Origin of the sequence: Candidatus Dactylopiibacterium carminicum (genome assembly GCF_014736495.1) — a bacterium.
Classification (GTDB): domain Bacteria; phylum Pseudomonadota; class Gammaproteobacteria; order Burkholderiales; family Rhodocyclaceae; genus Uliginosibacterium; species Uliginosibacterium carminicum.
In genome coordinates this window covers 20,326-41,481 of record NZ_MDUX01000015.1, presented here as the reverse complement: position 1 = coordinate 41,481, position 21,156 = coordinate 20,326, and the positions used below count along the sequence as shown (strand labels likewise).

The following is a 21,156-nucleotide window of genomic DNA, read 5'->3' as shown; positions in this document are numbered from 1 at the left end:
GGGATCGTGCTGGCGTCCCGAGAATCCACCACAGCAGTGCCAGCGGGAGCACACCCCCGAACATGAAGCTCAGGAGCATGGCGATGATTGACGCCTGATCGAGTGCGACCAGCAGTGCGACAAAAAGCCAGGCGATTACGACTATGTACATAGGGGCAGGCTTCCGGGCCTCGATTGACGCTGTTCTTTGTGCATGGCAACAATGGCCGCTCCATCATGGCAGGTACGTCCAAGCGGGCCTGTGTATTCCCGGATTCTATTTCAGGAGGAGCGTGCATGATCAATCCGGAGCAATCGCGGGAAACTGCGGAAGCTTGGGTACGGGCAAGCCAGAATTTCGTGCAGGGTTTCTTCGGCATGCTTGGCAAGGTGACGGAGAGTGCTCCGCCGAGCAATCTGGCGGGTTTCCCAGCCTTTGGCGGAGCTGCGGCACCAGGGCTGGAGAATGACGAGATCCGCAGACTGCAGCGCGAACACGCCGAGCTGCATGGGCGTTTGTGGCGTTCGATGGCCCAGCGCAAACCAGGCGTGGAGAGTGAGCCCATCGTTTCTCCCGGTGCGGGAGACAGGCGTTTCAACGCGCCGGAGTGGAGTTCCAGCCCGCTGCATGACTACATGCGGCAGGCTTATCTGATCAACGCCAACTTCCTGACTGCCGTGGCGGATGCGCTGCCGATCACGGACAAGGTCGCGAAAAGCCGCTTGCAGTTCATGACTCGCCAATACGTGGATGCGCTTGCTCCCTCGAACTTCCTGGCGAGCAATCCTGAAGTCGTGCAGAAAGCACTGGACACCAAAGGCGAGAGCCTGAGCAAGGGATTGCTGAATCTGATCGGTGATGTGGAGAAAGGCCGTATCTCGATGACCGATGATGCGGCCTTCGAGGTTGGCGGCAATCTGGCGACCACCGAAGGGGCGGTGATCTTCGAAAATGAATTGATGCAGCTGATCCAGTACGCGCCGCTGACCGAGAAGGTCAGCAAGCAGCCGCTGCTGATCGTGCCACCCAATATCAACAAGTATTACATTCTCGATCTGCAGGCAGAGAATTCCTTTGTCCGCTACGCCGTCGAGCAGGGCATCACGGTATTCCTGATCTCCTGGAGGAATCCGGGCGCCGCCCAGGCGCAGCTTGGCTGGGACGATTATCTGGACCAAGGCATTCTTCTCAGCCTGCAGATCGTGCGTACGCTGACCAAAGTGCAGAAGCCCAACGTACTGGGGTTCTGCATTGGCGGAACACTGCTTGCGTCTGCGCTGGCCGTGGCATACGCCCGCGGGGAAGATCCGATTGAAAGCGCGACCTTCCTGACCTCCATGCTCGATTTTTCCGAGACGGGCGATATCGCTTGTTTCATCGATGAGAGATTCGTGGCGGCGCGCGAAGCTACGATCGGCAAAGGCGGTCTGATGCATGGACGCGAGTTGTCTCAGGTGTTCTCGGCTCTCCGGCCGAACGATCTGATCTGGAATTACGTGGTCGACAACTACCTCAAGGGTAATACCCCGACGGCTTTCGACCTGCTTTACTGGAATTCCGACAGCACCAATCTGTCCGGACCATTTGCCGCGTACTACTTGCGCAACACCTATCTAGAAAACAACCTGCGCGTACCTGGCAAGCTCACCATGCTGGGTGAGTCCATCGATCTCGGGCGCATCAATTGCCCGAGTTATTTCGTGGCCACACGTGAAGACCACATCGTGCCGTGGCGAACCTCCTTTCTGGGGCGTCGCCTGGTTGGCGGTGAAAGCACCTTCGTGCTTGGTGCCAGTGGTCACATCGCTGGCGTGGTCAATCCGCCGGCAAAGAACAAACGCAGTTACTGGACCAATGCGACGGCTGTGGCGACTGCGGAGGAATGGCTTGAAAGTGCGGTGGAGCACCGTGGCAGCTGGTGGCCGAATTGGGTGGAGTGGCTCAAGGCACGCAGCGGAGATCTGGTGGCTGCGCGTAGCAAGCTGGGGTCACGCGAATACCGGCAGATAGAAGCGGCACCAGGCCGGTATGTGAAAGAACGGGCCTGAAGCTTGTTTTTCACCTGTTGCGCTGTCGGCATGTGGCGGAACTACTCGCCAGTCTGATGTTTCCGATGTATCGAGACGCAGCGGGCCGCAATCCCTGCTGCATGTGGTGGCGTCACCATCCCCGTGGCGCGATGATCTGAAGAAGGAGAGATGCAAATGGCAAAGAATGTGGCGTTGGTGACAGGTGGCATGGGCGGCCTCGGCACTGCGATCTGCAAGTCTCTGGCCAACGATGGCTGGACCGTGGTAGCCAATTGCCTGCCGGACTTTCCTCCAGCCAAGGAATGGCTGGAAAAGACACGGGCTGAAGGATTCGATTTCAAGATCGGTGAGGCTGACGTCACCGACTACGCGCAGTGTGAGGCCATGATCAGAAAGATCGAGGCAGAGATCGGCCGGATCGACGTTCTGGTCAACAATGCCGGCATCACGCGCGATTCGGTCTTCCGCAAGATGGACAAGAGCCAGTGGGATGCGGTGCTTTCCACCAACCTCGATTCCGTCTTCAACGTGACGCATCCGTTGCTGCCACTGATGGCTGAGCGTGGTTTCGGGCGTGTGATCAATATTTCTTCGGTCAACGGCGTCAAAGGGCAGTTTGGTCAGGCCAACTATTCAGCGGCCAAGGCCGGTATTCTCGGCATCACCAAGGCACTTGCGCAGGAAGTCGCCAGGAAGGGTGTGACCGTGAACGCCATTGCCCCCGGCTATATCGGGACCGACATGGTCATGGCGATCAAGGAAGAAGTGCGCGAGCAAATCATCTCCACCATTCCGGTTGGCCGCCTGGGGCGACCCGATGAGATTGGCGATCTGTGTGCCTATCTGGCGTCCGACAAGGCCGGATTCATTACGGGCGCTACCCTCAATATCAATGGCGGCCTGCATATGTGTTGAGCGGCGCTGGTCTCGCTGTGCCCACCTGCCGATGCATCCTTGGCATTTTTGCGGTCACGCCCGATGCTGTGACATTTGTTCGCAACACGGCCTTGCAGCTTGCTGCAGGGCCGTTTTTGCGCACTGTTATAATCCGCCCCGCAGCGCAACATGAAAACCACACTGGGGACAAGGCAACATGGCTGAAGCTATCCGACTGATCAAGAAATACCCCAACCGCCGGCTCTACGATACGGTCTCCAGTTGCTACATCACGCTGGCCGACGTGCGTGATCTGGTTCTCGCGCAAGACAGCTTCCAGGTGGTCGACGCCAAGTCTGGCGAAGACATCACCCGCAGCATCCTGCTGCAGATCATCCTCGAGGAGGAGTCCGGCGGCGCACCGATGTTCACCAGCGATTTGCTGGCACAGATGATCCGTTTCTACGGCAATGCCATTCAGGGTTTCATGGGGCGTTATCTGGAGAACAACATCAAGGCTTTCTCCGAGATGCAGGCCAAACTGCAGGAGCAGACCAGTGCGCTCTACGGCGAGAACAGTCCGATGAGCAAGGATATGTGGACCCAGTTCCTGAATTTCCAAGGGCCTGCCATGCAGAACATGATGGGAACCTACATGGAGCAGACTCAGCGCATGTTTTCGCAGATGCAGGACCAGATCAACAGCCAGGCGCGCAACATGTTCAGCGCGTTTCCGTTCGCCAGTGACGAAACCCAGGAACGCAAATAAACTATCCGTCCCATCACTGCCTATGAGCCTGCGCCGTGGCGCAGGCTCGTGACGTTTACACAGAGAGCATTCCTTGAACAAGCAACATACTTCCCGCGTGGGATTTGTCTCCCTCGGCTGTCCCAAGGCGTCGAGCGATGCCGAGCAGATCCTCACCCGCCTTCGTGGCGAGGGCTACGATATTGCGCCGCAATACGATGGTGCCGACCTGGTGATCGTAAATACCTGCGGTTTCATTGACGCCGCCGTAGAGGAATCGTTGGATGCGATCGGCGAGGCGCTGGCCGAGAATGGCAAGGTGATTGTTACCGGCTGTCTGGGCGCGAAGAAGGATGGGGCAGGGCGCGGCATCGTGGAACAGACGCACCCCAAGGTGCTCGCTGTGACCGGGCCGCATGCGGCAGACGAAGTGATGAGCGCTGTGTATCAACACCTGCCAAGACCTCACGACCCCTTCACCGATCTGGTGCCGCCGCAGGGGGTCCGACTGACGCCGGATCACTACGCCTACCTGAAGATTTCGGAAGGCTGCAACCATCGTTGCACCTTCTGCATCATCCCGTCCTTGCGCGGGGATCTGGTGTCGCGCCCGATCCATGACGTGGTGCGCGAAGCCGAGACGCTGGTCGATGCTGGCGTGAACGAGCTGCTCGTAATCTCACAGGACACCAGCGCCTATGGTGTCGATCTCAAGTACCGCACGGGTTTCGTCAATGGCCGTCCGGTCAAGACCCGTCTGCAGGAGTTATGTCAGGAGCTGGCGCAGCTCGACGTATGGGTCCGGCTGCACTACGTCTATCCCTATCCCAGCGTGGACGACATCCTGCCGTTGATGGCCGAGGGCCGCATCCTGCCCTATCTGGATGTGCCCTTTCAGCATGCCAGCCCGCGCATCCTGAAATCCATGAAGCGGCCGGCAAGTGCCGAGAACAATCTGGAGCGCATCCGTCGCTGGCGCGAGATCTGCCCGGAGCTGACGATCCGCTCGACCTTCATCACTGGTTTTCCGGGAGAGACGGAAGACGACTTCAATCAGTTGCTGGACTTCCTGGGCGAGGCACAGATTGATCGTGTCGGCTGCTTTGCCTATTCACCGGTCGAAGGTGCTACCGCCAACGTCTTGCCGGACGCCGTGCCTGCCGAATTGCGCGAAGAGCGTCGCCAACGCCTGATGGAGTTTCAGGAAGACATCTCGACCCAGCGGCTGGAAGCGAAAATCGGGCGTGAGATCGTGGTCATCGTCGATGAGATCGATCCTGACGAAGGCGCCATTTGCCGCTCCGAAGGGGATGCTCCCGAGATTGATGGTCTGGTGATCGTGCCCGAAGGCAGCGAGATGGAAGTTGGCAAGTTCTACCAGGTGCGGGTGACCGATTGCGACGTGCATGATCTCTACGCCGAACCGCTGTGGGCGGAGCAATAACATGCTGTTGCTCGATCTTCTGGCTGAGCAGAATATCGAGCGAGCGCTCGCGGAGGGCGTGTTTGAACATCTGGAGGGCGCGGGCCGCCCATTGCCCGACGAAGATCTGAGCTTCGTGCCCGCAGATCAGCGGGCGGCTTATCGTGTACTGCGCAACTCCGGCTATCTGCCGCCAGAGCTGGAAAAGCATCGTGAGGCGGTGGCGCTGGCCAGTCAGCTGACCAGCCTGGCCAGTACGGATGCAGGGCGGGCCAGCCTGCTTGCCCGCCTCACACGCATCAATCTGTGGTTGGCGGAGGCGGGCAAGCCGCAACTGGCCATCCTGCCCGAGTATCTTGACGCCCTGGCGCGCAAACCCTGACATGCAATCCCTGATCGATAACCTGCGCAATCAGCTCGGTGACGCTCACGTGTTGCCGGCCGGCCCGGCTTGCGCCCCCTACGAGGAAGACTGGCGCGGACGCTATCGTGGCGAAGCGCTCTGCGTGGCGCGCCCTGCCAGCACGGAGGAGGTGGCCGCAGTGGTGCGCGCGTGTGCCGAAGCTGGCGTACCCATCGTGCCGCAGGGGGGCAATACGGGATTGGTGGGCGCTGGCGTACCACATGCGGGCAGGCGAGAGGTGCTGCTATCGCTTTCTCGTCTTAACCGCATCCGTGCTGTGGACCCGGTGAATGCTACCCTGACGGCCGAGGCCGGTTGCACACTGGTGGTTGTCCAGGAAGCTGCCAGGGCACAGGGTCGTTTGTTTCCTCTGTCGTTGGCATCCGAAGGAAGCTGCCAGATTGGCGGCAACCTGGCTGCCAATGCAGGAGGCGTACAGGTGCTGCGTTACGGCAATATGCGCGAGCTAACCCTGGGACTGGAAGTGGTGCTGGCTGACGGCCGTATCTGGGATGGCTTGCGCGGGCTGCGCAAAGACAACACTGGCTATGACCTCAAGCAGCTCTTCGTGGGCTCCGAAGGTACGCTGGGTGTCATCACCGCAGCCGTGCTCAAGCTTCATCCTTTACCTGCCACACGCAGTGTGGCCTGGCTGGCGATGGCCGACACGTCAGCAGCGATGGATTTTCTATCGCTCCTGCAAGGGCGGTGCGGCGAGCGCCTGAGCGCATTCGAAATCGTCAGTGCGGAAGCGCATGAACTGCTGCTCGCACGCATGCCGATCTGTGCCCGACCGTTGCAGACGCGAGCGCCCTGGTATGCGCTGGTCGAACTGGCCGACGGGGATGCAGCGTCACCCTTGGTCAGTCTTTGCGAGCGGGTGCTCGAAGAAGGCTTCGGCCGTGGTTGGGTGCTCGATGCCGCGCTGGCGCAGAGCGAGGCACAAGCGGAGGCCTTGTGGGCCTTGCGCGAGAATATCTCGGAGGCGCAGAAAAAGGACGGCATCAGCATCAAACACGATATTTCGGTACCGGTCAGCGCCATCCCGACCTTTCTCGAACGCGCGGATACTGCACTTCAGGCGGCATTTCCCGGTGTCCGCATCGTGGCATTCGGCCATGCCGGGGATGGCAATCTGCACTACAACGCATCCATGCGCGAAGGTGGAGAAGCGAATACAGCATTGGTGGCACGCACGGCAGAGGTCAATCGTATCGTGCATGACGTGGCGGCCAGTCTGAATGGTTCCATCTCTGCAGAGCATGGTCTGGGCCAGCTCAAGCGCGAGGAGATCCGGCGCTACAAGTCTCCGCTGGAACTGGAATTAATGGCCCGTATCAAGCAAGCGCTGGATCCGCGTGGCTTGTTTAACCCCGGAAAGCTGCTTTGAAATAGTCGTGCTTGCCTGTCGACAAGCATCCGTTTAGAATCTTTGGTTCCCTTGCTCCACCGGTACGCATGCCGGGGGGCTGTTTCCAACCCGTAAGGAGTCCGCATGCGACATTACGAAATCGTTTTCATCGTCCATCCGGATCAGAGCGAGCAAGTGCCCGCTATGATCGAGCGCTACAAGACCCTCGTGGCTTCGCGCAATGGGCAGATCCACCGTCTGGAAGATTGGGGCCGCCGTCAACTGGCCTACCCGATCCAGAAGATCCACAAGGCCCACTACGTTCTGATGAACATTGAAGTGGACCAGGAAACTCTCGACGAAATCGAGCACGCGTTCAAGTTCAATGACGCCGTGCTGCGCCACCTCACCATCAGTACCAAGAAGGCCGTGACTACACCTTCCCCGATGATGAAGGAAGAGAAGTCCCGTTCGCTGACCCCGGCCGCTGCTGAAGAAACCAAGCCCGAGGCATCTGCCCAACCCGAGGCTTGATGCCGCAGGGAGCAGAGAACACGGTCCGCATCGGCGGCATTCTGGTGGCGCGTGAAGCGCTGCGCTGGACGCCGGCGAGGGTTCCGGTCCTGGATCTGCGGATCGAACATGGTTCGCGACAGGTCGAGGCGGAGGTAGAACGTGAAGTCTCCTGCGAACTTGCTATCAGGGCGGTTGGCGCGGTAGCGCAACAGATTGAGGTGGTGCCACTGGGGACTTCGATCCTGATCGAAGGGTTTCTCGGCGCAAAAAGCGCGAAAAATCGCAATCCGGTGTTGCACGTCAGAACATTTGAATTGTTGGAAGGAAATTAATCATGGCATTCAGGCCCAAGAAGGATGAAAAGAAGGGCGGCAATCGTGGTGGTGGCTTGTTCAAGCGCCGCAAGTTCTGCCGCTTCTCTGCCGAGAAGATCGAAGAGATCGACTACAAGGACATCGAAATCCTGAAGGATTTCATCACCGAACACGGCAAGATCATGCCGGCCCGCATCACAGGGACCAAGTCCCACTACCAGCGCCAGCTGTCGACCGCCATCAAGCGCGCGCGTTTCCTCGCGCTGATGCCGTACACCGACCTGCACCAGTAATCCGGGGGATACACGATGCAAATCATTCTGCTTGAAAAGGTCGTCAACCTGGGCAATCTCGGTGACGTGGTCAATGTGAAGGACGGCTACGCGCGCAACTTCCTGATCCCCAGCGGCCGCGCCAAGCGTGCCAACGCCAACAACCTGGCCGAGTTCGAAGCTCGCCGCGTCGAGCTGGAAAAGGTCGCTGCCGAAAAGCTGGCCGAGGCACAAGCTGCTGCTGGCAAGGTCGAAGGTCTTACCGTTCAGCTGGTCCGCAAGGCCGGCGTGGATGGTCGCCTGTTCGGCTCCGTGACCAACGCTGACATCGCTGAGGCGCTCGAAGCGCTGGGTCACAAGGTCGAGAAGTCTGGTGTCCGTATGCCCAATGGCCCGATCAAGACCATTGGTGACAACCAGATTGAAGTTGCTCTGCACACCGACGTGCTGGCCAACATCACTGTTTCGGTGCTCGGCGAACACTGATAGGTGCACTTTGTGCTGAAAAAAGGCTGCCTTCGGGCAGCCTTTTTCTTTTGGTATTCCGTCCGTGGGAAATGGAATGATTGGGTATAGGTAGTCAGCCTGTCATTTCGTCTTGTGAGGGCGGTGCCACGCGCAGGATCTCGTCCAGCGTGGTGAGCCCCTGGGCGATTTTCAGGGCGCCTGAGATGCGCAAGGGTTTCATCTCCTCGCGCATGGCCTGCTGCCGAATGGTGGCGAGATCGGCCTGCTGCTGGATCTGTGTGCGTAGTGCCGGTGACATCAGCAAGGTTTCGTAGATCCCCACTCGGCCGCTATAGCCGGTATTGCGGCATTCAAGGCAGCCTGTGGCCTGATGCAATTGGGAAGGCATGGCCGCCTTGAAGGGGGCAACCAGCTGGCGCCATGCGGTTTCATGCTCGTTTTGTGCCGGGACGATGCGTTTGCAATGCGGGCACAGGGTACGCACCAGACGCTGAGCCATCACGCCAAGCAGGGTGGCGTTGATCAGATAAGCCGGCACTCCCAGATCCAGAAGTCGAGTGATGGCCGAGGGCGCGTCGTTGGTGTGCAAGGTTGAGAGCACCAGGTGGCCTGTGAGTGCTGCCTGGATCGCCATCTCGGCAGTTTCCAGATCGCGGATTTCGCCGATCATGATGATGTCCGGGTCCTGACGCAGCAGTGCGCGCACTCCATCGGCGAAACCCAGATCGATACTGTTCTGTACCTGCATCTGGTTGAAGGCGGGCTCCACCATTTCGATCGGATCTTCGATGGTGCAGACGTTGACCTCCGGGGTGGCCAGTTGCTTGAGTGTGGAGTAAAGCGTGGTGGTCTTGCCCGAACCGGTAGGGCCGGTAACCAGGATGATGCCGTTGGGCTGACAGGTCATGTGTTGCCAGCGGGAGAGATCATCCGGCGAGAAGCCCAGTTCCGGAAATCCACGCACCAGCACATCCGGGTCGAAAATGCGCATCACCAGCTTTTCGCCAAAGGCTGTGGGGAGTGTGGATAGCCGCAGTTCCACCTCGGTGCCCTGCGGTGTGCGGGTCTTGATGCGGCCATCCTGCGGGCGGCGTTTCTCCACCACATCCATTCGGCCGAGGATCTTGATGCGGCTCGTCATCGCATTGATGACGGACATCGGCAGTTGATACACCTGATGCAGCGCCCCGTCGATGCGAAAGCGCACGATACCCATCTCACGGCGTGGCTCCACATGGATGTCCGAGGCGCGCTGCTCGAAGGCGTATTGCCAGAGCCAGTCAACGATGGAAACGATGTGCTGTTCGTTGGCATCGAACTGGCGATTGGTCTTGGAAAGTTCAACGAGTTGTTCGAAATTGCTGACCCCGCTACGCAACTGCTCGTCTTGCGAGGCCTTTTTGACCGAGCGGGCGAGGTTGTAGAACTCCACTTGATAGCGGCGGATGTCGGCCGGATTGGCGAAAACATGCCGGATAGGGCGCCGCAGTACGGGTTGCAGCTCCCGTTCCCACTCACGGACATAGGGCTCCGCGCTGGCGATCATTACCTCGTGTGGACTGACCTGCACCGGCAAGACCTGCAAGCGCGCCGCGTAGGCAGCAGTCATTACCTCGGTGACGGCTGCAAAGTTGATCTTCAGCGGATCGATGTGGAAGTACTCCACCTCCAGTTTTCCCGCCAGCCATTCGGTCAGGGTTTCCAGATGCAGCAGCCGATGAGGGGGCTGCAATGATTTGAGCTGATGCTCTGCAATGAGTGCGAGGGGGTGCTGTCCGGCTTTGTGGCGATGTCGCTCGTGATGGATGCGTTCGGCGTCCCCGCGCGAAACCCAGTTCGTCTTCGATCAACAGGTGCAGGATCTCCTTGAGCGAAAGGCGGCGATCAGCGTCTGCGTGTGTGCGTGTTCCGGTGGGCATGTTCATGACATCTATCTTTCAGCGAGGCCTGCGCACTCTAGCTCCCTGTGTGGTTGCCGGCAATGCGCAGCCGACGGGCTTTGCAGCAATTTGTCCGGCGGTGAGGGCAGGGCCGTGCGTGCTAAGATCGCCCGCCCATGCTTGACCTGCTTCCCCACTTCAGCGACGAGGGCACGCTCGCCCGCGTGATCCCCGGTTTTCGCCCGCGTCCCCAGCAGCTGGAGATGGCGCAGGCGATCGCGCGTGCCATCCATGGCAACCGCCTGTTGGTGGCCGAGGCGGGAACAGGTACGGGCAAAACCTTCGCCTATCTGGTGCCGGCATTGTTGTCTGGCGGTAAGGTTATCGTTTCCACCGGTACCAAAACCTTACAGGATCAGCTCTTCCATCGCGATCTGCCTGCCGTACGGAAGGCGCTGAAGGTGCCTGTCAGCGTGGCGCTGCTCAAAGGTCGGCAGAACTATGCCTGCCACTACCATATTGCGCGTGCCCAGCTGGAGGGCCGGTTCCTCAATCGCGAGGACGCCGCGCACATCCGGACCATAGCCCGCTGGTTACTGCATACACAGACGGGCGACAAAAGCAAATGTGCCGGAGTGCCCGAAGATTCCACCGTCTGGCTGGCGGCTACGTCCACGCGGGACAACTGCCTGGGCCAGGAATGCCCCAATGCCAAGGAATGCTTCGTGATGGCGGCGCGGCGAGCGGCGCAGGAGGCGGACGTCGTGGTAGTGAACCATCATCTGTTCTTTGCCGACGTGATGTTGCGTGACGAAGGGATGGGGGAGCTGCTGCCCGCCTGCAACACCGTGATTTTCGACGAGGCACATCAGCTACCGGAAACAGCCTCGATGTTCTTTGGGGATTCGGTTTCCACCGGGCAGATGCTGGATCTGGCGCGCGACACACGGCATGAAGTACTCGCCTCTGCGCGGGATTTCCTGCCCTTGCAAGAAGCCACCCGTACCCTGGAGAAGGCTGCGAAGGATCTGCGTCTGGCCATTCCGGGCGAGAATGCGCGCCTGTCCTTCGATCAGGTGGCTGACCGGGCTGGCTTCGGTAGCGCGCTGGATGGCGTCGAAGCCGAACTCGAGCATTTCGTCCAACTGGCCGAGTCGCAGGCGGAGCGCTCCGAAGGGCTGGAAAAATGTTGGCAGCGTGCCACCGAAATACATGAGCGCCTGATGAACTGGCGTCGCCTTAATCAGCCCGACAGCATCCGCTGGGTGGAGGTATTTAGCCAGTCCGCCACGCTCAATACTACGCCGCTACGGGTGGCTAAGATTTTTCGCAAGCAGGTGGAAGGCAATGCCAAGAGCTGGATATTTGCCTCGGCCACCCTGGCGGTCGGTAAGAGCTTTGGTCATTACTGTGGCGAGCTGGGGCTGGATGCGCTGGACCCCGCGCCGGAGACCGGTATCTGGGGGAGCCCCTTCGAATACGGCGAGCAGGCCATGCTGTATGCGCCAGACAATATGCCCGACCCGAACAGCCCCGCCTACCTGGATGCCGTGCTCGAAGCCGCCGTGCCGGTGATCCGGGCCGCCCAAGGGCGAACCTTCGTGTTGTGTACATCCTTGCGTGCGATGAAGACGCTGCATGAAGGGCTGGAGGCACGCTTTCACCGTCTGGCACTGGATTTTCCGCTACTGATCCAGGGGCAGGCCTCGCGCAGTGAACTGCTGGAGCGTTTCCGTCAGCTGGGCAATGCGGTGCTGGTGGCCAGCCAGAGTTTCTGGGAGGGCGTGGATGTTCCGGGCGATGCGCTGTCGGTTGTGATCATCGACAAGCTGCCATTCTCCCCTCCCGATGATCCCGTGCTGAAGGCACGTGTTTCCTGGCTGGAAAAGCAGGGGCGCAATCCCTTCATGGAATATCAGTTGCCGCGTGCGGTGATCAGTATGAAGCAGGGGGCGGGTCGCCTGATCCGCTCGGAGCGCGATAGAGGTGTGCTGATGGTGTGTGATCCTCGCATGATCACCAAGCCCTATGGCCGCCGTGTCTGGCAGAGCCTGCCACCGATGCGCCGCACCCGCGTTGAGGACGAAGTCTGCCGCTTCCTGGGGACCCTGCCTCCACCCGCAGTGTTGGCTGATTGAATGCCGCCAAGCGCTTTGTCACGGTTTGGTTCAACAACACATTGAAAATACGGGGGCATAAGAATTATTCTTATGCAGTAATCCCAAACAATGTTGAAAGAAATCCAGATGGATGGTTTGGTCTTCACCAAGACTCCGGCCGGAGTCGAGGAAATCCAGCTGCGACGCCTGCGTCTGCACCCTCGCGCTCGCTCCCTGCTGATCATGATCGATGGCTGTCGCAGCGTGTTCGACCTGGTCAGCACACTGTCCGGCGTGGGAATCGGCTATGAGGATCAACAGCATTTCCAGCATCTGCAGATTGCAGGGTTGATCGAACAGAAGGCCGACGCGATTCCGGTTTCAATGGTGCCGCCTGTCATGGAGGCTCCGATCTCCGAAGCTGTGGCAACGACCCTCATGGGGGATGAAGATGCGCGTTTTCAGGCGCTGCAGAAGCTTTACGCTGAAGTTGCACGGGAACATTTTCCGCAACGTGCACGCGCCTTCCAGAAACAGCTGAACAAGGCGGATTGCCTTCGCGAGTACATCCGGCTGGGTAACGAGATCATCGTCGCACTCAACCAGACGCAACGTGCAGAGCATGCTGCGGCTTTCAAGGCACGCGTCAAGCCTTTGCTTCGTTGAAAGAGTGAAGAGATCTTGCCTCCTTGGTCAGAGCCTGGCTATAATGCCGAGCTTCGCGGAGAGGTGGATGAGTGGTTTAAGTCGCACGCCTGGAAAGCGTGTTCAGGATAATATCCTGACGGGGGTTCGAATCCCCCCCTCTCCGCCAGAAACATAGACAGAAAGCGCCTTTCAGGGCGCTTTTTTGTTTTTACCCACACCACATCTCGTCCATATTTGCGCACGTGCTTCAAACACGCTTTCTTCTGGATAGAGAAGTTTCAGTGCCGACTTATCTGGGCGGACGAAGATTGGCACGGCTACAATGCGTATGGCGAACTGGGCACCATCCCCCTCGGGAACCTTCGCGCTCGGCACTGTGGCCAACCGTGCCTACCACCGCAGGTTCGGCGGCGACTAGACTATGGCATCAACAGCCGGCTCCTTCAGTGTGGTGAGGCTACTAGCTATTAATACGACGAGAACGGTAATCTCATCCATAAGAATGGCATCAGCAAAGTAAGGCGAATGGCATGCCTCCGATAGGCTACGAAAAGCAGTATTTCATGGAGCTTGGAACTGTCTAGGGAAGCTGGGGCGACTCAGGTAGTGCGGGGGAAATCCCTTCTAGACTTCCCGGTTTAGGCAGTTTTTTGGGTGTGCAGAGGGAGTGAGTGTCCGCGATTAGCCCTAGCCTCGTCGTGAAACCGAATTGCGGATGGCTCCGGTGCTTGGGGGCGCGTGCGGGACAGATGCTGCTGTGCGTTCCCGAGGTGCCCTGATATGGTTTCAGATCGGAGTTCTTTGTGGCACATCCTGCCTTAGGCTTGTTTCTTTGCCACGCCAAGCCCTTAGGGATTGCTTTTGAGAATTGGTTGTCTGACTTCAAACAACACGGGGGCGATATCCCTCCTTCGGAACAGCTGCTAGGGATGACGACCATGCAGCCAGACACCGTTGCGATTCTGGGACCCTTGAGGTTCCCCTGAGTCCGTGGCTCCAATTCAGCGCACGACAAACGTGAAGGATGAGGCATGAGTTCTATGGGGGCGCCGCAATGAATGCGTTGGGAGGCGCGACGGGGCTTGGACCCTTTAGGAATGCAGAGCACGAGTGTCTCCCAATACCAACGACTAATGCCGGGCATCAGCAGCGTGCAGCACTCATGCACCCGAAGCACCGCGCCATAGATCAGCCGTGCCATCAACCCCGGTATGCCCTCCGTTCTTCCTGGAAGAGAGGAGGTCCCCGCCACGAACAAAAAAAAGCGCCCCAAATGGGGCTTTTTTACTATCGAATCATTCCTACAGCGTGTAGCCCAGAACTTTGGCGAAACCGGAGTCACGTGAGGGGCGTGTGAAGGCTTCGCGTGTGAGTCGGGAGATCGGTACTTGCAACTGGCTGGTGTTGAACCAGCGGTCGTAGATGCGATGAATTTCTCCAGAACCATAGAGGCTGGCCAGCGTGGCATCGACCAACGCAAGCAGTGCCTTGTCTTCCTTGCGAACCATGATCGCGTAGGGCTCAATGGAGAGATATTCTCCAGCGAGGATGTAACGGTCACGGTCCGGCAGGGTGGAGATGACTCCGGAGAGCAGGACGTCATCCTGCGGAAAGGCGGATACCTTGTCTTCGGTCAGTGCTTTGAGCGCCTCGACATTCGAAGGAAAAGTCTGCAAGGCCATGGTCTGGATTTCCTTCTCGCGTAGTTGCAGGAAGAGTTTTTCAGAGGTCGTGCCCTTGCTCAGTGCCACGCCTGCACCATTCAGGCTACGGATGTCCGAGATGCTCGCGTCCTTGCGCGTAAGCACCTTCATGCCGGCGACGAAGATGGTGTAGGAAAACGCGGCTTGTTCTTGTCGTGCCTTGGTGTTGGTGGTAGAGCCGCACTCCAGGTCGATTTCACCACTCAGCAGCTTGGGAATGCGCTCGGCGCCACTGACGGTGACATAACGGGGCTTCAGTTCGGAGAGCTTGAGTTCCTTGCGGATACGCTCTACAACCTTATGGCATAACTCAATGGAATAGCCACTCGCCTGGCCTTCTGGCGTCAGGAAGGAGAAAGGGCGGGCAGCCTCTCAGTTGCCGATGGTGATAGTCTGCGTCTGGCGTATTCGGTCCAGCGTATCGGCTGCGTGGGCCATGGGCAGTGCCAGGCACATGACGAGCATGGCCAGTCTTGGGAAATGCATGCAACACTCCTTGAGAACGGAAAGCGGGAGCGGCTCAGGCTGTGGGGGCATTTCCTAGCAATGCGCCTGGCCGTTGTATCCAGGTCAACCGGATCTGTATTCCTGGCGTCGATGGATGACAGAAAACTGCAAGTAGCATGCCCGCGGCGGTATCAGTATCAGGGCGGGGATGCCGGGCTTATGCCCGGCGATGCTCCGGAAATGGCCGGCCATTGCGACCGGAAGAGTCATTGCCGGGCGATATAGGCCAGCAACGCTTCGGTGGACGGGTCGTAGGCTGGTGTAGTGCTGCCGTCCAGGCGTTGCTCCAGGCCGCTGGCGAGCTGTTTGCCCAGCTCCACGCCCCATTGATCGAAGGAGTTGACTCCCCAGACCACGCCTTGCACGAAGACCTTGTGTTCATACAGCGCCAGCAGCGCACCCAAGCTTTCGGGCGAGAGATCGTCCATCAGTAGCAGATTGCTCGGTCGATTGCCCGGGAACACTCGGTGTGGCAGCAGTTTTTCGATCTCGCCATCAGGGATATCTTTTGCCCGCATCTCCGCGCGGACTTCGTCCTCGGTCTTGCCCTGCATCAATGCAGCTGCTTGGGCCAGACAGTTGGCGATCTGTGCACGCCGGTGGACCGCGATCTGGCCTGGCTGCTTGAGAGCGAGGATGAAGTCGACGGGGATGATCTGGCTACCCTGGTGCAAGAGCTGGAAGAAGGCATGTTGGCCATTGGTGCCGGGCTCTCCCCAAATCACCGGACCAGTGGCGTAGCCGACAGCCTCCCCATCGCCGCGCACCCGCTTGCCGTTGGATTCCATGTCCAGCTGCTGCAGGAAGGCAGGCAGGCGGTGCAGAGTCTGGTTGTATGGAGCGACGACCTGACTGTGGCAATCGAGGAAATTGACGTACCAGATGCCCAGCAGGGCCATCAGCACGGGCAGGTTTCTGTCCAGTGGCGCATGGCGGAAGTGCTGGTCCATGGCGTAGGCGCCTGCCAGCAGTTCGTCGAAGCGTTGCGGGCCGATGGCGAGCGCGATAGGCAAGCCAATGGCACTCCACAGTGAGTAGCGGCCTCCCACCCAGTCCCAGAAGCCGAACATGTTGGTCGGATCGATGCCGAAGGCCGCCACCTTTTCCGCATTGGTGGAGACCGCCACGAAATGGCGGGCCACTGCTGCCTCACCTCCAGCCGCAACCAGCCAGGCACGAGCAGTGCGCGCATTGGTGAGCGTTTCCAGCGTGGTGAAGGTCTTGGAGGCGATGATGAACAGGGTACGGGCTGGGTCCAGTGTGGCCAGTGTTTGCGTCAGATGCAGGCTGTCGACGTTGGAGACGAAGTGTGCCCGCGGTCCGTCGGCATAGGGTTTGAGTGCCTCGCAGACCATCAGCGGCCCTAGATCGGAGCCGCCGATGCCGATATTGACGACGTCGGTGATGGTCTGGCCGTCATAGCCTCGCCATTCGCCACTGCGTACACGTCCGGCAAAGACGTGACAGCTCGCGCGTACGGCACGGATTGCGGGCAGGATATTCTCACCGGCGACGAATACGGGCGTGTCGTCCTGGCTGCGCAGCGCCGTGTGCAGCACGGCGCGGCCTTCTGTGCCATTGATGGGCGCTCCGGTGAACATCGCTTCGATGCGTGCGTGCAGGCCGCAAGCTTCGGCCAGGGCTAGCAGATCGTGCAGCACAGGGCCATCGACCCGGTTCTTTGAATAGTCGAGCAGGATGCCGCAAGCCTGGGCGCGCAGGCGCATGGCGCGTGCAGGATCGTTGGCAAAGAGCTCGCGCAGGTGTTGCGATGCCAGCCGGGTGGCATGCTCGGCGAGTCCGGTCCAGGCAGTGGTTTGAGCAGGGTTCATGATGAAGAACTATCCGGTTTTCAGTCTGCAGGCTGTGTTGTTCAGGGGGCCCAGAAAAGGGCCTTGTCAGGGTGTGGCGCATGCAACAGTTGGCTGACCGGCAGTGCGGGCTGTGGTCGGGCCAGTACCTGAGCCAGGAGCTGCCACTTGCGTTCGCCGGTTACATGCAGTGCCAGCGAGCGGCTGGCGAGCAGGCGACGAGCGCTCAGAGTGATGCGTTGTGGTACAGGATTGCCACCATCGACTTGCAGCCAGTCCGGAGCGTCGATGGCCAGCGCGGCATCGCGTTGCGGACTGTCGGGGAAAATGGAAGCGGTATGGCCATCATCTCCCATGCCTAGCAGCACGAAATCGAATTGCGCAGGAAAGTGCGTGTTTTCTGTTAGCGGTACGAAACGCAGGGCAGCGGCAGTTTTCTGTTGCAGATGCTCACGGATCAGGCGGGTGTTGCTCAGGGCGTCGTCGGCAGGAATGCAGCGCTCATCGGCCAAGGTGACGGATACACGCGACCAATTGCGTGGCTGCCGCGCCAGATGCGCAAACAGGCCTTGTGGCGTGCGTCCGCCGGAAACCACCAGCCAAGCCTCGCCACGCGCGACTAATGCAGCATCGAGATGTCTACCGACGTGATCGGCAAGCGCGAGATCCAGGCTGGTTGTATCTGAGGCAGAGTGCAGTCGAATGTCCATTGCAGGCTCCTTGAAGCCGTCATTCTGACAATAAAAAAGCCCGCCGGGTCAGGGCGGGCTTCCCTGCGCAGGGTGGCAGGCCGTCAGACGGCCTTTTCCGTTGCCAGTTGATCGCGATCGGGCCGCTGCCTTGCGGCGTGAGCGCGTGCGACATAGATCTTCATGGCAATGGAAACCACCAACGCGACAGCAAAGATCGCCGCAAACACCTGCATCATGGCAGCGTAACTGCCGGTCTGTTCGCGCAGGAAGGAGGCCAGGCCGGAGCCGACCACGCCGGCCATGGCCCAGGCAGTAAGCACGTAGCCATGGATCGCCGAAATCTGCTTGGTGCCGAAGAGATCGCCGATGTAGGCCGGCAGCGTGGCGAAACCGCCGCCGTAGCAGGTCATGATTGCATACAGCACGACCTGGAAGATCAGCGCGGCTGACAGCGAGGGCAGGAAGTAGAACGCTACGATCTGGAAGGCGAAGAAGATGATGTAGGTGTTCGGCCGGCCCAGATAGTCGGATGCCGTGGCCCAGCCAATACGGCCCAGCCCGTTGAATACGCCGACCAGACCCACGATGGCGCCTGCGGCCAGCGCGCTTATGCCGGTGACTTCCTGTGCCAGTGGTGAGGCGACCGAAATGATCGCGATGCCACAAGTGATGTTGATGAACATCATGATCCACAAGCCGTAGAAGGGTTTTGTGCGTACCGCTTCGTTGGCCGTCACGTTGGAAAGGTCCGCCTTGACGTTCTTGTTGGCCATGGAGCCGTCCCAGCCAGCTGGTTTCCAGTCCTTGGGCGGCGGCTCAAGGTAACGCGCGGAAGACATCATGATCACCAGGTAAGCGGAGCCCATGATGAAGAAGGTGGTGGAAACGCCCAGCGCCTCGATCAGCTTGGCCATGATGGGCGCGGCGATCATCGAAGCGAAGCCGAAACCCATGATGGCCATCCCGGTCGCTAGCCCGCGGCGGTCCGGGAACCATTTGACCAGCGTGGAGACGGGCGTCACATAGCCTGTCCCCAGGCCTATGCCGCCTATCACGCCATAGGAGAGCCACAACAGCCAGAGATTGCCGATCTTGGTTGCCAGGCCGGCACCGATCAGGCCGAGCCCCCAGAAGATGGCGGCCAGCATGCCAGCCTTGCGCGGGCCGTTACGCTCGACGTAGTGCCCCATCACTGCGGCAGACATGCCCAGGAAGAAGATTGCGATGCCAAAAGTCAGGTTGGCCTCCTTGAGGCTCCAGCCGAAGGCTGCCTGCAGGGGTTTGGAGAACACGCTCCAGGAGTAAGCCGAGCCTATGCAGATGTGGATACCTACTGCAGCCAGGGCGATGAGCCATCGGTTCTTCATTTGGGATACCTCAAGTGAATGTTGCCGAAATGAGACTTTGATCAGTCTCTGATAGCTGGAGCGCGTCTTGATTGATGATTATCAAGGATTTTTTCTGAGAATCTTTGCTGCGCCGCGACATTCTTCCGGTATGCGAGGGCTCGCGTCACCGTTGGAGCGGACTTGTTGGCCGTGGATACCCTTGATGGATCCGCATTGGGTGTCGGGCCGGATGGCACCGAGTACTCCTCATGCCCAGCCCGGAAAAATGAGCATGTTATGCTGCAGCTGTGTTCATCCCTAGCCGGATCTGGCCGGCACCCCTGTATGAGTATGAATTTGTTCCTGCTGCTGTTGCTGCTGATTGCCCTGAACGGGATCTTTGCCATGTCAGAGATTGCCATGGTGTCTTCCCGCAAGGCCCGTTTGCAAAGGCTTGCAGACGAAGGTTCGAAGGGCGCAGAGGTCGCAATACGGCTGCATGACGAACCGTCTTCCTTCCTGTCGACCATCCAGGTCGGCATTACCTCGATCGGGATTCTCAGCGGCGTCGTCGGTGAGGATGCGTTGGCCCGTCCGATCGAAGCCTGGCTGGTCCAGTTCGAATGGCTGACCAGTTATGCCCGTCCGCTTTCCGTGGGCGCGGTCGTGGTGTTCATCACCTATCTTTCCGTTGTGTTGGGCGAACTGGTGCCCAAGCGCCTGGCCTTGCTGGCACCGGAAAGCATCTCCTCGTTCATCGCCCGTCCCATGGTCTGGCTGGCTCATGCTACCAAGCCACTGGTTTGGCTATTCTCAGTTTCCAGTGACGCCATCCTGCGCTTCTTCAACGCTACCCGCCGCTCGGGAGAGCCGCCGGTGACCAACGAAGAAATTAAGGTGCTGATGGAGCAGGGCGCGGAAGCCGGCGTGTTCCACGAGAGCGAGCAGGAAATCGTCTCCAACGTGCTGCGCCTGGACGAGCAACGCATCGGCACCATCATGACGCCACGCAAGGACGTGGAATTCATCGATCTGGAAGACATCGAGGATGCACGCAAGACTATTGCCGACAGCGAATACGGTCGTCTGGTGGTCTGTCGTGACGGGCTGGAGAACATCATCGGCGTGTTGCACGTTGCTGATCTGCTCAAGCCCGCACTGGCTGGTGAGCAACTCGATATCGAAGCAGCAACCCGTACGCCGCTGTATGTGCCGGAAACTGTGACCACTTCGCAACTGCTGGAAAATTTCCGCAAGTCGCGTGTGCAGTTTGCGCTGGTCGTCGATGAATATGGCGAGCTGAAAGGCGTCGTATCGCTGACCGATGTACTCACCGCCATCGTCGGCGAGATGCCGGCCGACGATGAAGAAGCCGAAGCCGACGCAGTGCAACGCGAGGATGGCAGCTGGCTGCTGGATGCTTCCATGACGCTGGAGCGCTTTGCCGATCTTTTCGAGCTCGGGGAGCTGCCTGGCTTCGATTCTGGCCGTTTCCACACCATCGGTGGTTTCGTCATGCACATGCTGGGGCGCGTACCGCGCCCGGCGGATTACTTCGAATGCCTTGGCATGCGCTTCGAGGTGGTCGACATGGACAAGCACCGCGTGGACAAGGTGCTGCTGACCCTGCCGCAGGCACCGCTCGATCTGCCGGTGCTGGAGTCCTGAGGCCGATGGCAGGCCCCCATATGTGGCGGCCTGCCATCGGAGGTCCTGAAAACCTCCCGCGTCAGGCGCGGGAAGGTATCCCGATCATTCAATGCCGGATCTCGTCGGGAGGTGTCCATGCGTTGTGTCTATGAAGCAGCCAACGCGCTGGATGCGCACATGGTCTGCGATCTGCTCTGTCAGGAAGGCTTTGCCGCCCGGGTACAGGGCGAGCAGTTGCAAGGCGCCGTAGGAGATCTCGCAGCGGCGGGTTTCGTGCGAGTCGTGGTCGATGAAGAAAACTACGTCAGGGCGCGTGAGCGGGTACTGGCCTGGGAAACCGTTCAGCCGGCCGATATGCCAGCTCCCGCATCGGAGCCGGCATCCGCTGATCGCTTCTGGATCGGATTGCTGACAGGCGCCGTACTGGGCTTCCTGGTTGCGCACCTGTTCGGTTGAG

18 protein-coding genes, 1 tRNA gene and 1 pseudogene are annotated in these 21,156 nt (G+C 59.5%); 15 read left to right on the top strand and 5 right to left on the bottom strand.

Going from position 1 to position 21,156, the window contains the following annotated elements; genetic code table 11:
* The first annotated feature begins 276 nt into the window (after nt 1-276).
* The 10 genes from phaC to rplI all read left to right on the top strand — a co-directional run bounded on the left by phaC (nt 277) and on the right by rplI (nt 8,399).
* A complete protein-coding gene (phaC, locus tag BGI27_RS06535) occupies nt 277-2,028 on the top strand; it encodes a class I poly(R)-hydroxyalkanoic acid synthase (RefSeq protein ID WP_223871643.1) in 1,752 nt (583 codons plus the stop codon).
* 156 nt (nt 2,029-2,184) lie between these two features.
* Nucleotides 2,185-2,925 (top strand): beta-ketoacyl-ACP reductase, encoded by a 741-nt coding sequence (gene phbB / locus BGI27_RS06530; protein ID WP_095524089.1) that lies wholly within the window; start codon nt 2,185-2,187, stop codon nt 2,923-2,925.
* A 178-nt stretch (nt 2,926-3,103) separates the two neighbouring features.
* Nucleotides 3,104-3,655: a polyhydroxyalkanoate synthesis repressor PhaR gene (phaR, locus tag BGI27_RS06525; RefSeq protein WP_095524088.1), complete on the top strand. Its 552-nt coding sequence runs from the start codon at nt 3,104-3,106 to the stop codon at nt 3,653-3,655.
* 73 nt (nt 3,656-3,728) lie between these two features.
* On the top strand, nt 3,729-5,078 hold the full coding sequence (rimO, locus tag BGI27_RS06520) for a 30S ribosomal protein S12 methylthiotransferase RimO (protein WP_095524087.1): 1,350 nt from the start codon (nt 3,729-3,731) through the stop codon (nt 5,076-5,078).
* A 1-nt stretch (nt 5,079) separates the two neighbouring features.
* The gene (locus BGI27_RS06515) at nt 5,080-5,439 is read left to right on the top strand and encodes a DnaJ family domain-containing protein (protein ID WP_095524086.1); all 360 of its coding nucleotides are present in this window, start codon (nt 5,080-5,082) and stop codon (nt 5,437-5,439) included.
* A 1-nt stretch (nt 5,440) separates the two neighbouring features.
* Entirely contained in the window at nt 5,441-6,850 is a 1,410-nt protein-coding gene (locus tag BGI27_RS06510) for an FAD-binding oxidoreductase (RefSeq protein WP_095524085.1), read from the top strand.
* A gap of 105 nt (nt 6,851-6,955) precedes the next feature.
* Nucleotides 6,956-7,345: a 30S ribosomal protein S6 gene (gene rpsF, locus BGI27_RS06505; RefSeq protein ID WP_095524084.1), complete on the top strand. Its 390-nt coding sequence runs from the start codon at nt 6,956-6,958 to the stop codon at nt 7,343-7,345.
* Entirely contained in the window at nt 7,345-7,659 is a 315-nt protein-coding gene (priB, locus tag BGI27_RS06500; RefSeq protein ID WP_095524083.1) for a primosomal replication protein N, read from the top strand. The genes rpsF and priB overlap by 1 nt, the downstream gene beginning before the upstream one ends.
* A 2-nt stretch (nt 7,660-7,661) precedes the next feature.
* Entirely contained in the window at nt 7,662-7,934 is a 273-nt protein-coding gene (gene rpsR / locus BGI27_RS06495; RefSeq protein ID WP_095524082.1) for a 30S ribosomal protein S18, read from the top strand.
* A gap of 15 nt (nt 7,935-7,949) precedes the next feature.
* Nucleotides 7,950-8,399: a 50S ribosomal protein L9 gene (gene rplI, locus BGI27_RS06490; RefSeq protein ID WP_095524081.1), complete on the top strand. Its 450-nt coding sequence runs from the start codon at nt 7,950-7,952 to the stop codon at nt 8,397-8,399.
* A gap of 94 nt (nt 8,400-8,493) precedes the next feature.
* Here the strand turns inward: rplI and tfpB are convergent, their stop codons facing one another.
* Nucleotides 8,494-10,188: a type IV pilus assembly ATPase TfpB gene (gene tfpB / locus BGI27_RS06485; RefSeq protein ID WP_478210097.1), complete on the bottom strand. Its 1,695-nt coding sequence runs from the start codon at nt 10,186-10,188 to the stop codon at nt 8,494-8,496.
* A gap of 249 nt (nt 10,189-10,437) precedes the next feature.
* Between tfpB and BGI27_RS06480 the strand changes: the two genes are divergently transcribed.
* From BGI27_RS06480 to BGI27_RS06470, 3 genes are all read left to right on the top strand, one after another.
* The gene (locus BGI27_RS06480) at nt 10,438-12,399 is read left to right on the top strand and encodes a DNA repair helicase YoaA (protein WP_095524080.1); all 1,962 of its coding nucleotides are present in this window, start codon (nt 10,438-10,440) and stop codon (nt 12,397-12,399) included.
* A 90-nt stretch (nt 12,400-12,489) separates the two neighbouring features.
* The gene (locus BGI27_RS06475; RefSeq protein WP_095524079.1) at nt 12,490-13,026 is read left to right on the top strand and encodes a hypothetical protein; all 537 of its coding nucleotides are present in this window, start codon (nt 12,490-12,492) and stop codon (nt 13,024-13,026) included.
* A gap of 57 nt (nt 13,027-13,083) precedes the next feature.
* Nucleotides 13,084-13,174 (top strand) — tRNA-Ser (locus BGI27_RS06470).
* Nucleotides 13,175-14,309: 1,135 nt separating this feature from the next.
* Here BGI27_RS06470 and BGI27_RS06465 read toward each other — a convergent pair.
* The 4 genes and pseudogenes from BGI27_RS06465 to BGI27_RS06450 all read right to left on the bottom strand — a co-directional run.
* Nucleotides 14,310-15,065: pseudogene (locus tag BGI27_RS06465) on the bottom strand (amino acid ABC transporter substrate-binding protein); the annotation flags it as partial.
* A 359-nt stretch (nt 15,066-15,424) separates the two neighbouring features.
* Entirely contained in the window at nt 15,425-17,050 is a 1,626-nt protein-coding gene (gene pgi / locus BGI27_RS06460) for a glucose-6-phosphate isomerase (RefSeq protein ID WP_095524078.1), read from the bottom strand.
* A 41-nt stretch (nt 17,051-17,091) separates the two neighbouring features.
* The gene (locus BGI27_RS06455; RefSeq protein WP_095524077.1) at nt 17,092-17,739 is read right to left on the bottom strand and encodes a 6-phosphogluconolactonase; all 648 of its coding nucleotides are present in this window, start codon (nt 17,737-17,739) and stop codon (nt 17,092-17,094) included.
* An 83-nt stretch (nt 17,740-17,822) separates the two neighbouring features.
* Entirely contained in the window at nt 17,823-19,088 is a 1,266-nt protein-coding gene (locus tag BGI27_RS06450; RefSeq protein WP_095524076.1) for an L-lactate MFS transporter, read from the bottom strand.
* Nucleotides 19,089-19,394: 306 nt separating this feature from the next.
* Between BGI27_RS06450 and BGI27_RS06445 the strand changes: the two genes are divergently transcribed.
* Both BGI27_RS06445 and BGI27_RS06440 read left to right on the top strand, forming a co-directional pair.
* Nucleotides 19,395-20,717 carry a hemolysin family protein gene (locus tag BGI27_RS06445; protein WP_223871641.1) on the top strand — a complete coding sequence of 441 codons (1,323 nt, stop codon included), beginning with the start codon at nt 19,395-19,397 and terminating at the stop codon, nt 20,715-20,717.
* A gap of 117 nt (nt 20,718-20,834) precedes the next feature.
* Entirely contained in the window at nt 20,835-21,155 is a 321-nt protein-coding gene (locus BGI27_RS06440; protein WP_095524074.1) for a putative signal transducing protein, read from the top strand.
* The last annotated feature ends 1 nt before the right edge of the window (nt 21,156 follow it).

Coding starts and splice junctions, on each gene's coding strand:
- phbB (WP_095524089.1), top strand. CDS start 2,185: ATGGCAAAGAATGTGGCGTTGGTGACAGGTGGCATGGGCGGCCTCGGC.
- phaC (WP_223871643.1), top strand. CDS start 277: ATGATCAATCCGGAGCAATCGCGGGAAACTGCGGAAGCTTGGGTACGG.
- BGI27_RS06515 (WP_095524086.1), top strand. CDS start 5,080: ATGCTGTTGCTCGATCTTCTGGCTGAGCAGAATATCGAGCGAGCGCTC.
- BGI27_RS06450 (WP_095524076.1), bottom strand. CDS start 19,088: ATGAAGAACCGATGGCTCATCGCCCTGGCTGCAGTAGGTATCCACATC.
- rpsR (WP_095524082.1), top strand. CDS start 7,662: ATGGCATTCAGGCCCAAGAAGGATGAAAAGAAGGGCGGCAATCGTGGT.
- phaR (WP_095524088.1), top strand. CDS start 3,104: ATGGCTGAAGCTATCCGACTGATCAAGAAATACCCCAACCGCCGGCTC.
- pgi (WP_095524078.1), bottom strand. CDS start 17,050: ATGAACCCTGCTCAAACCACTGCCTGGACCGGACTCGCCGAGCATGCC.
- rpsF (WP_095524084.1), top strand. CDS start 6,956: ATGCGACATTACGAAATCGTTTTCATCGTCCATCCGGATCAGAGCGAG.
- BGI27_RS06455 (WP_095524077.1), bottom strand. CDS start 17,739: ATGGACATTCGACTGCACTCTGCCTCAGATACAACCAGCCTGGATCTC.
- BGI27_RS06445 (WP_223871641.1), top strand. CDS start 19,395: ATGAGTATGAATTTGTTCCTGCTGCTGTTGCTGCTGATTGCCCTGAAC.
- BGI27_RS06510 (WP_095524085.1), top strand. CDS start 5,441: ATGCAATCCCTGATCGATAACCTGCGCAATCAGCTCGGTGACGCTCAC.
- BGI27_RS06475 (WP_095524079.1), top strand. CDS start 12,490: ATGTTGAAAGAAATCCAGATGGATGGTTTGGTCTTCACCAAGACTCCG.
- BGI27_RS06440 (WP_095524074.1), top strand. CDS start 20,835: ATGCGTTGTGTCTATGAAGCAGCCAACGCGCTGGATGCGCACATGGTC.
- priB (WP_095524083.1), top strand. CDS start 7,345: ATGCCGCAGGGAGCAGAGAACACGGTCCGCATCGGCGGCATTCTGGTG.
- rplI (WP_095524081.1), top strand. CDS start 7,950: ATGCAAATCATTCTGCTTGAAAAGGTCGTCAACCTGGGCAATCTCGGT.
- BGI27_RS06480 (WP_095524080.1), top strand. CDS start 10,438: ATGCTTGACCTGCTTCCCCACTTCAGCGACGAGGGCACGCTCGCCCGC.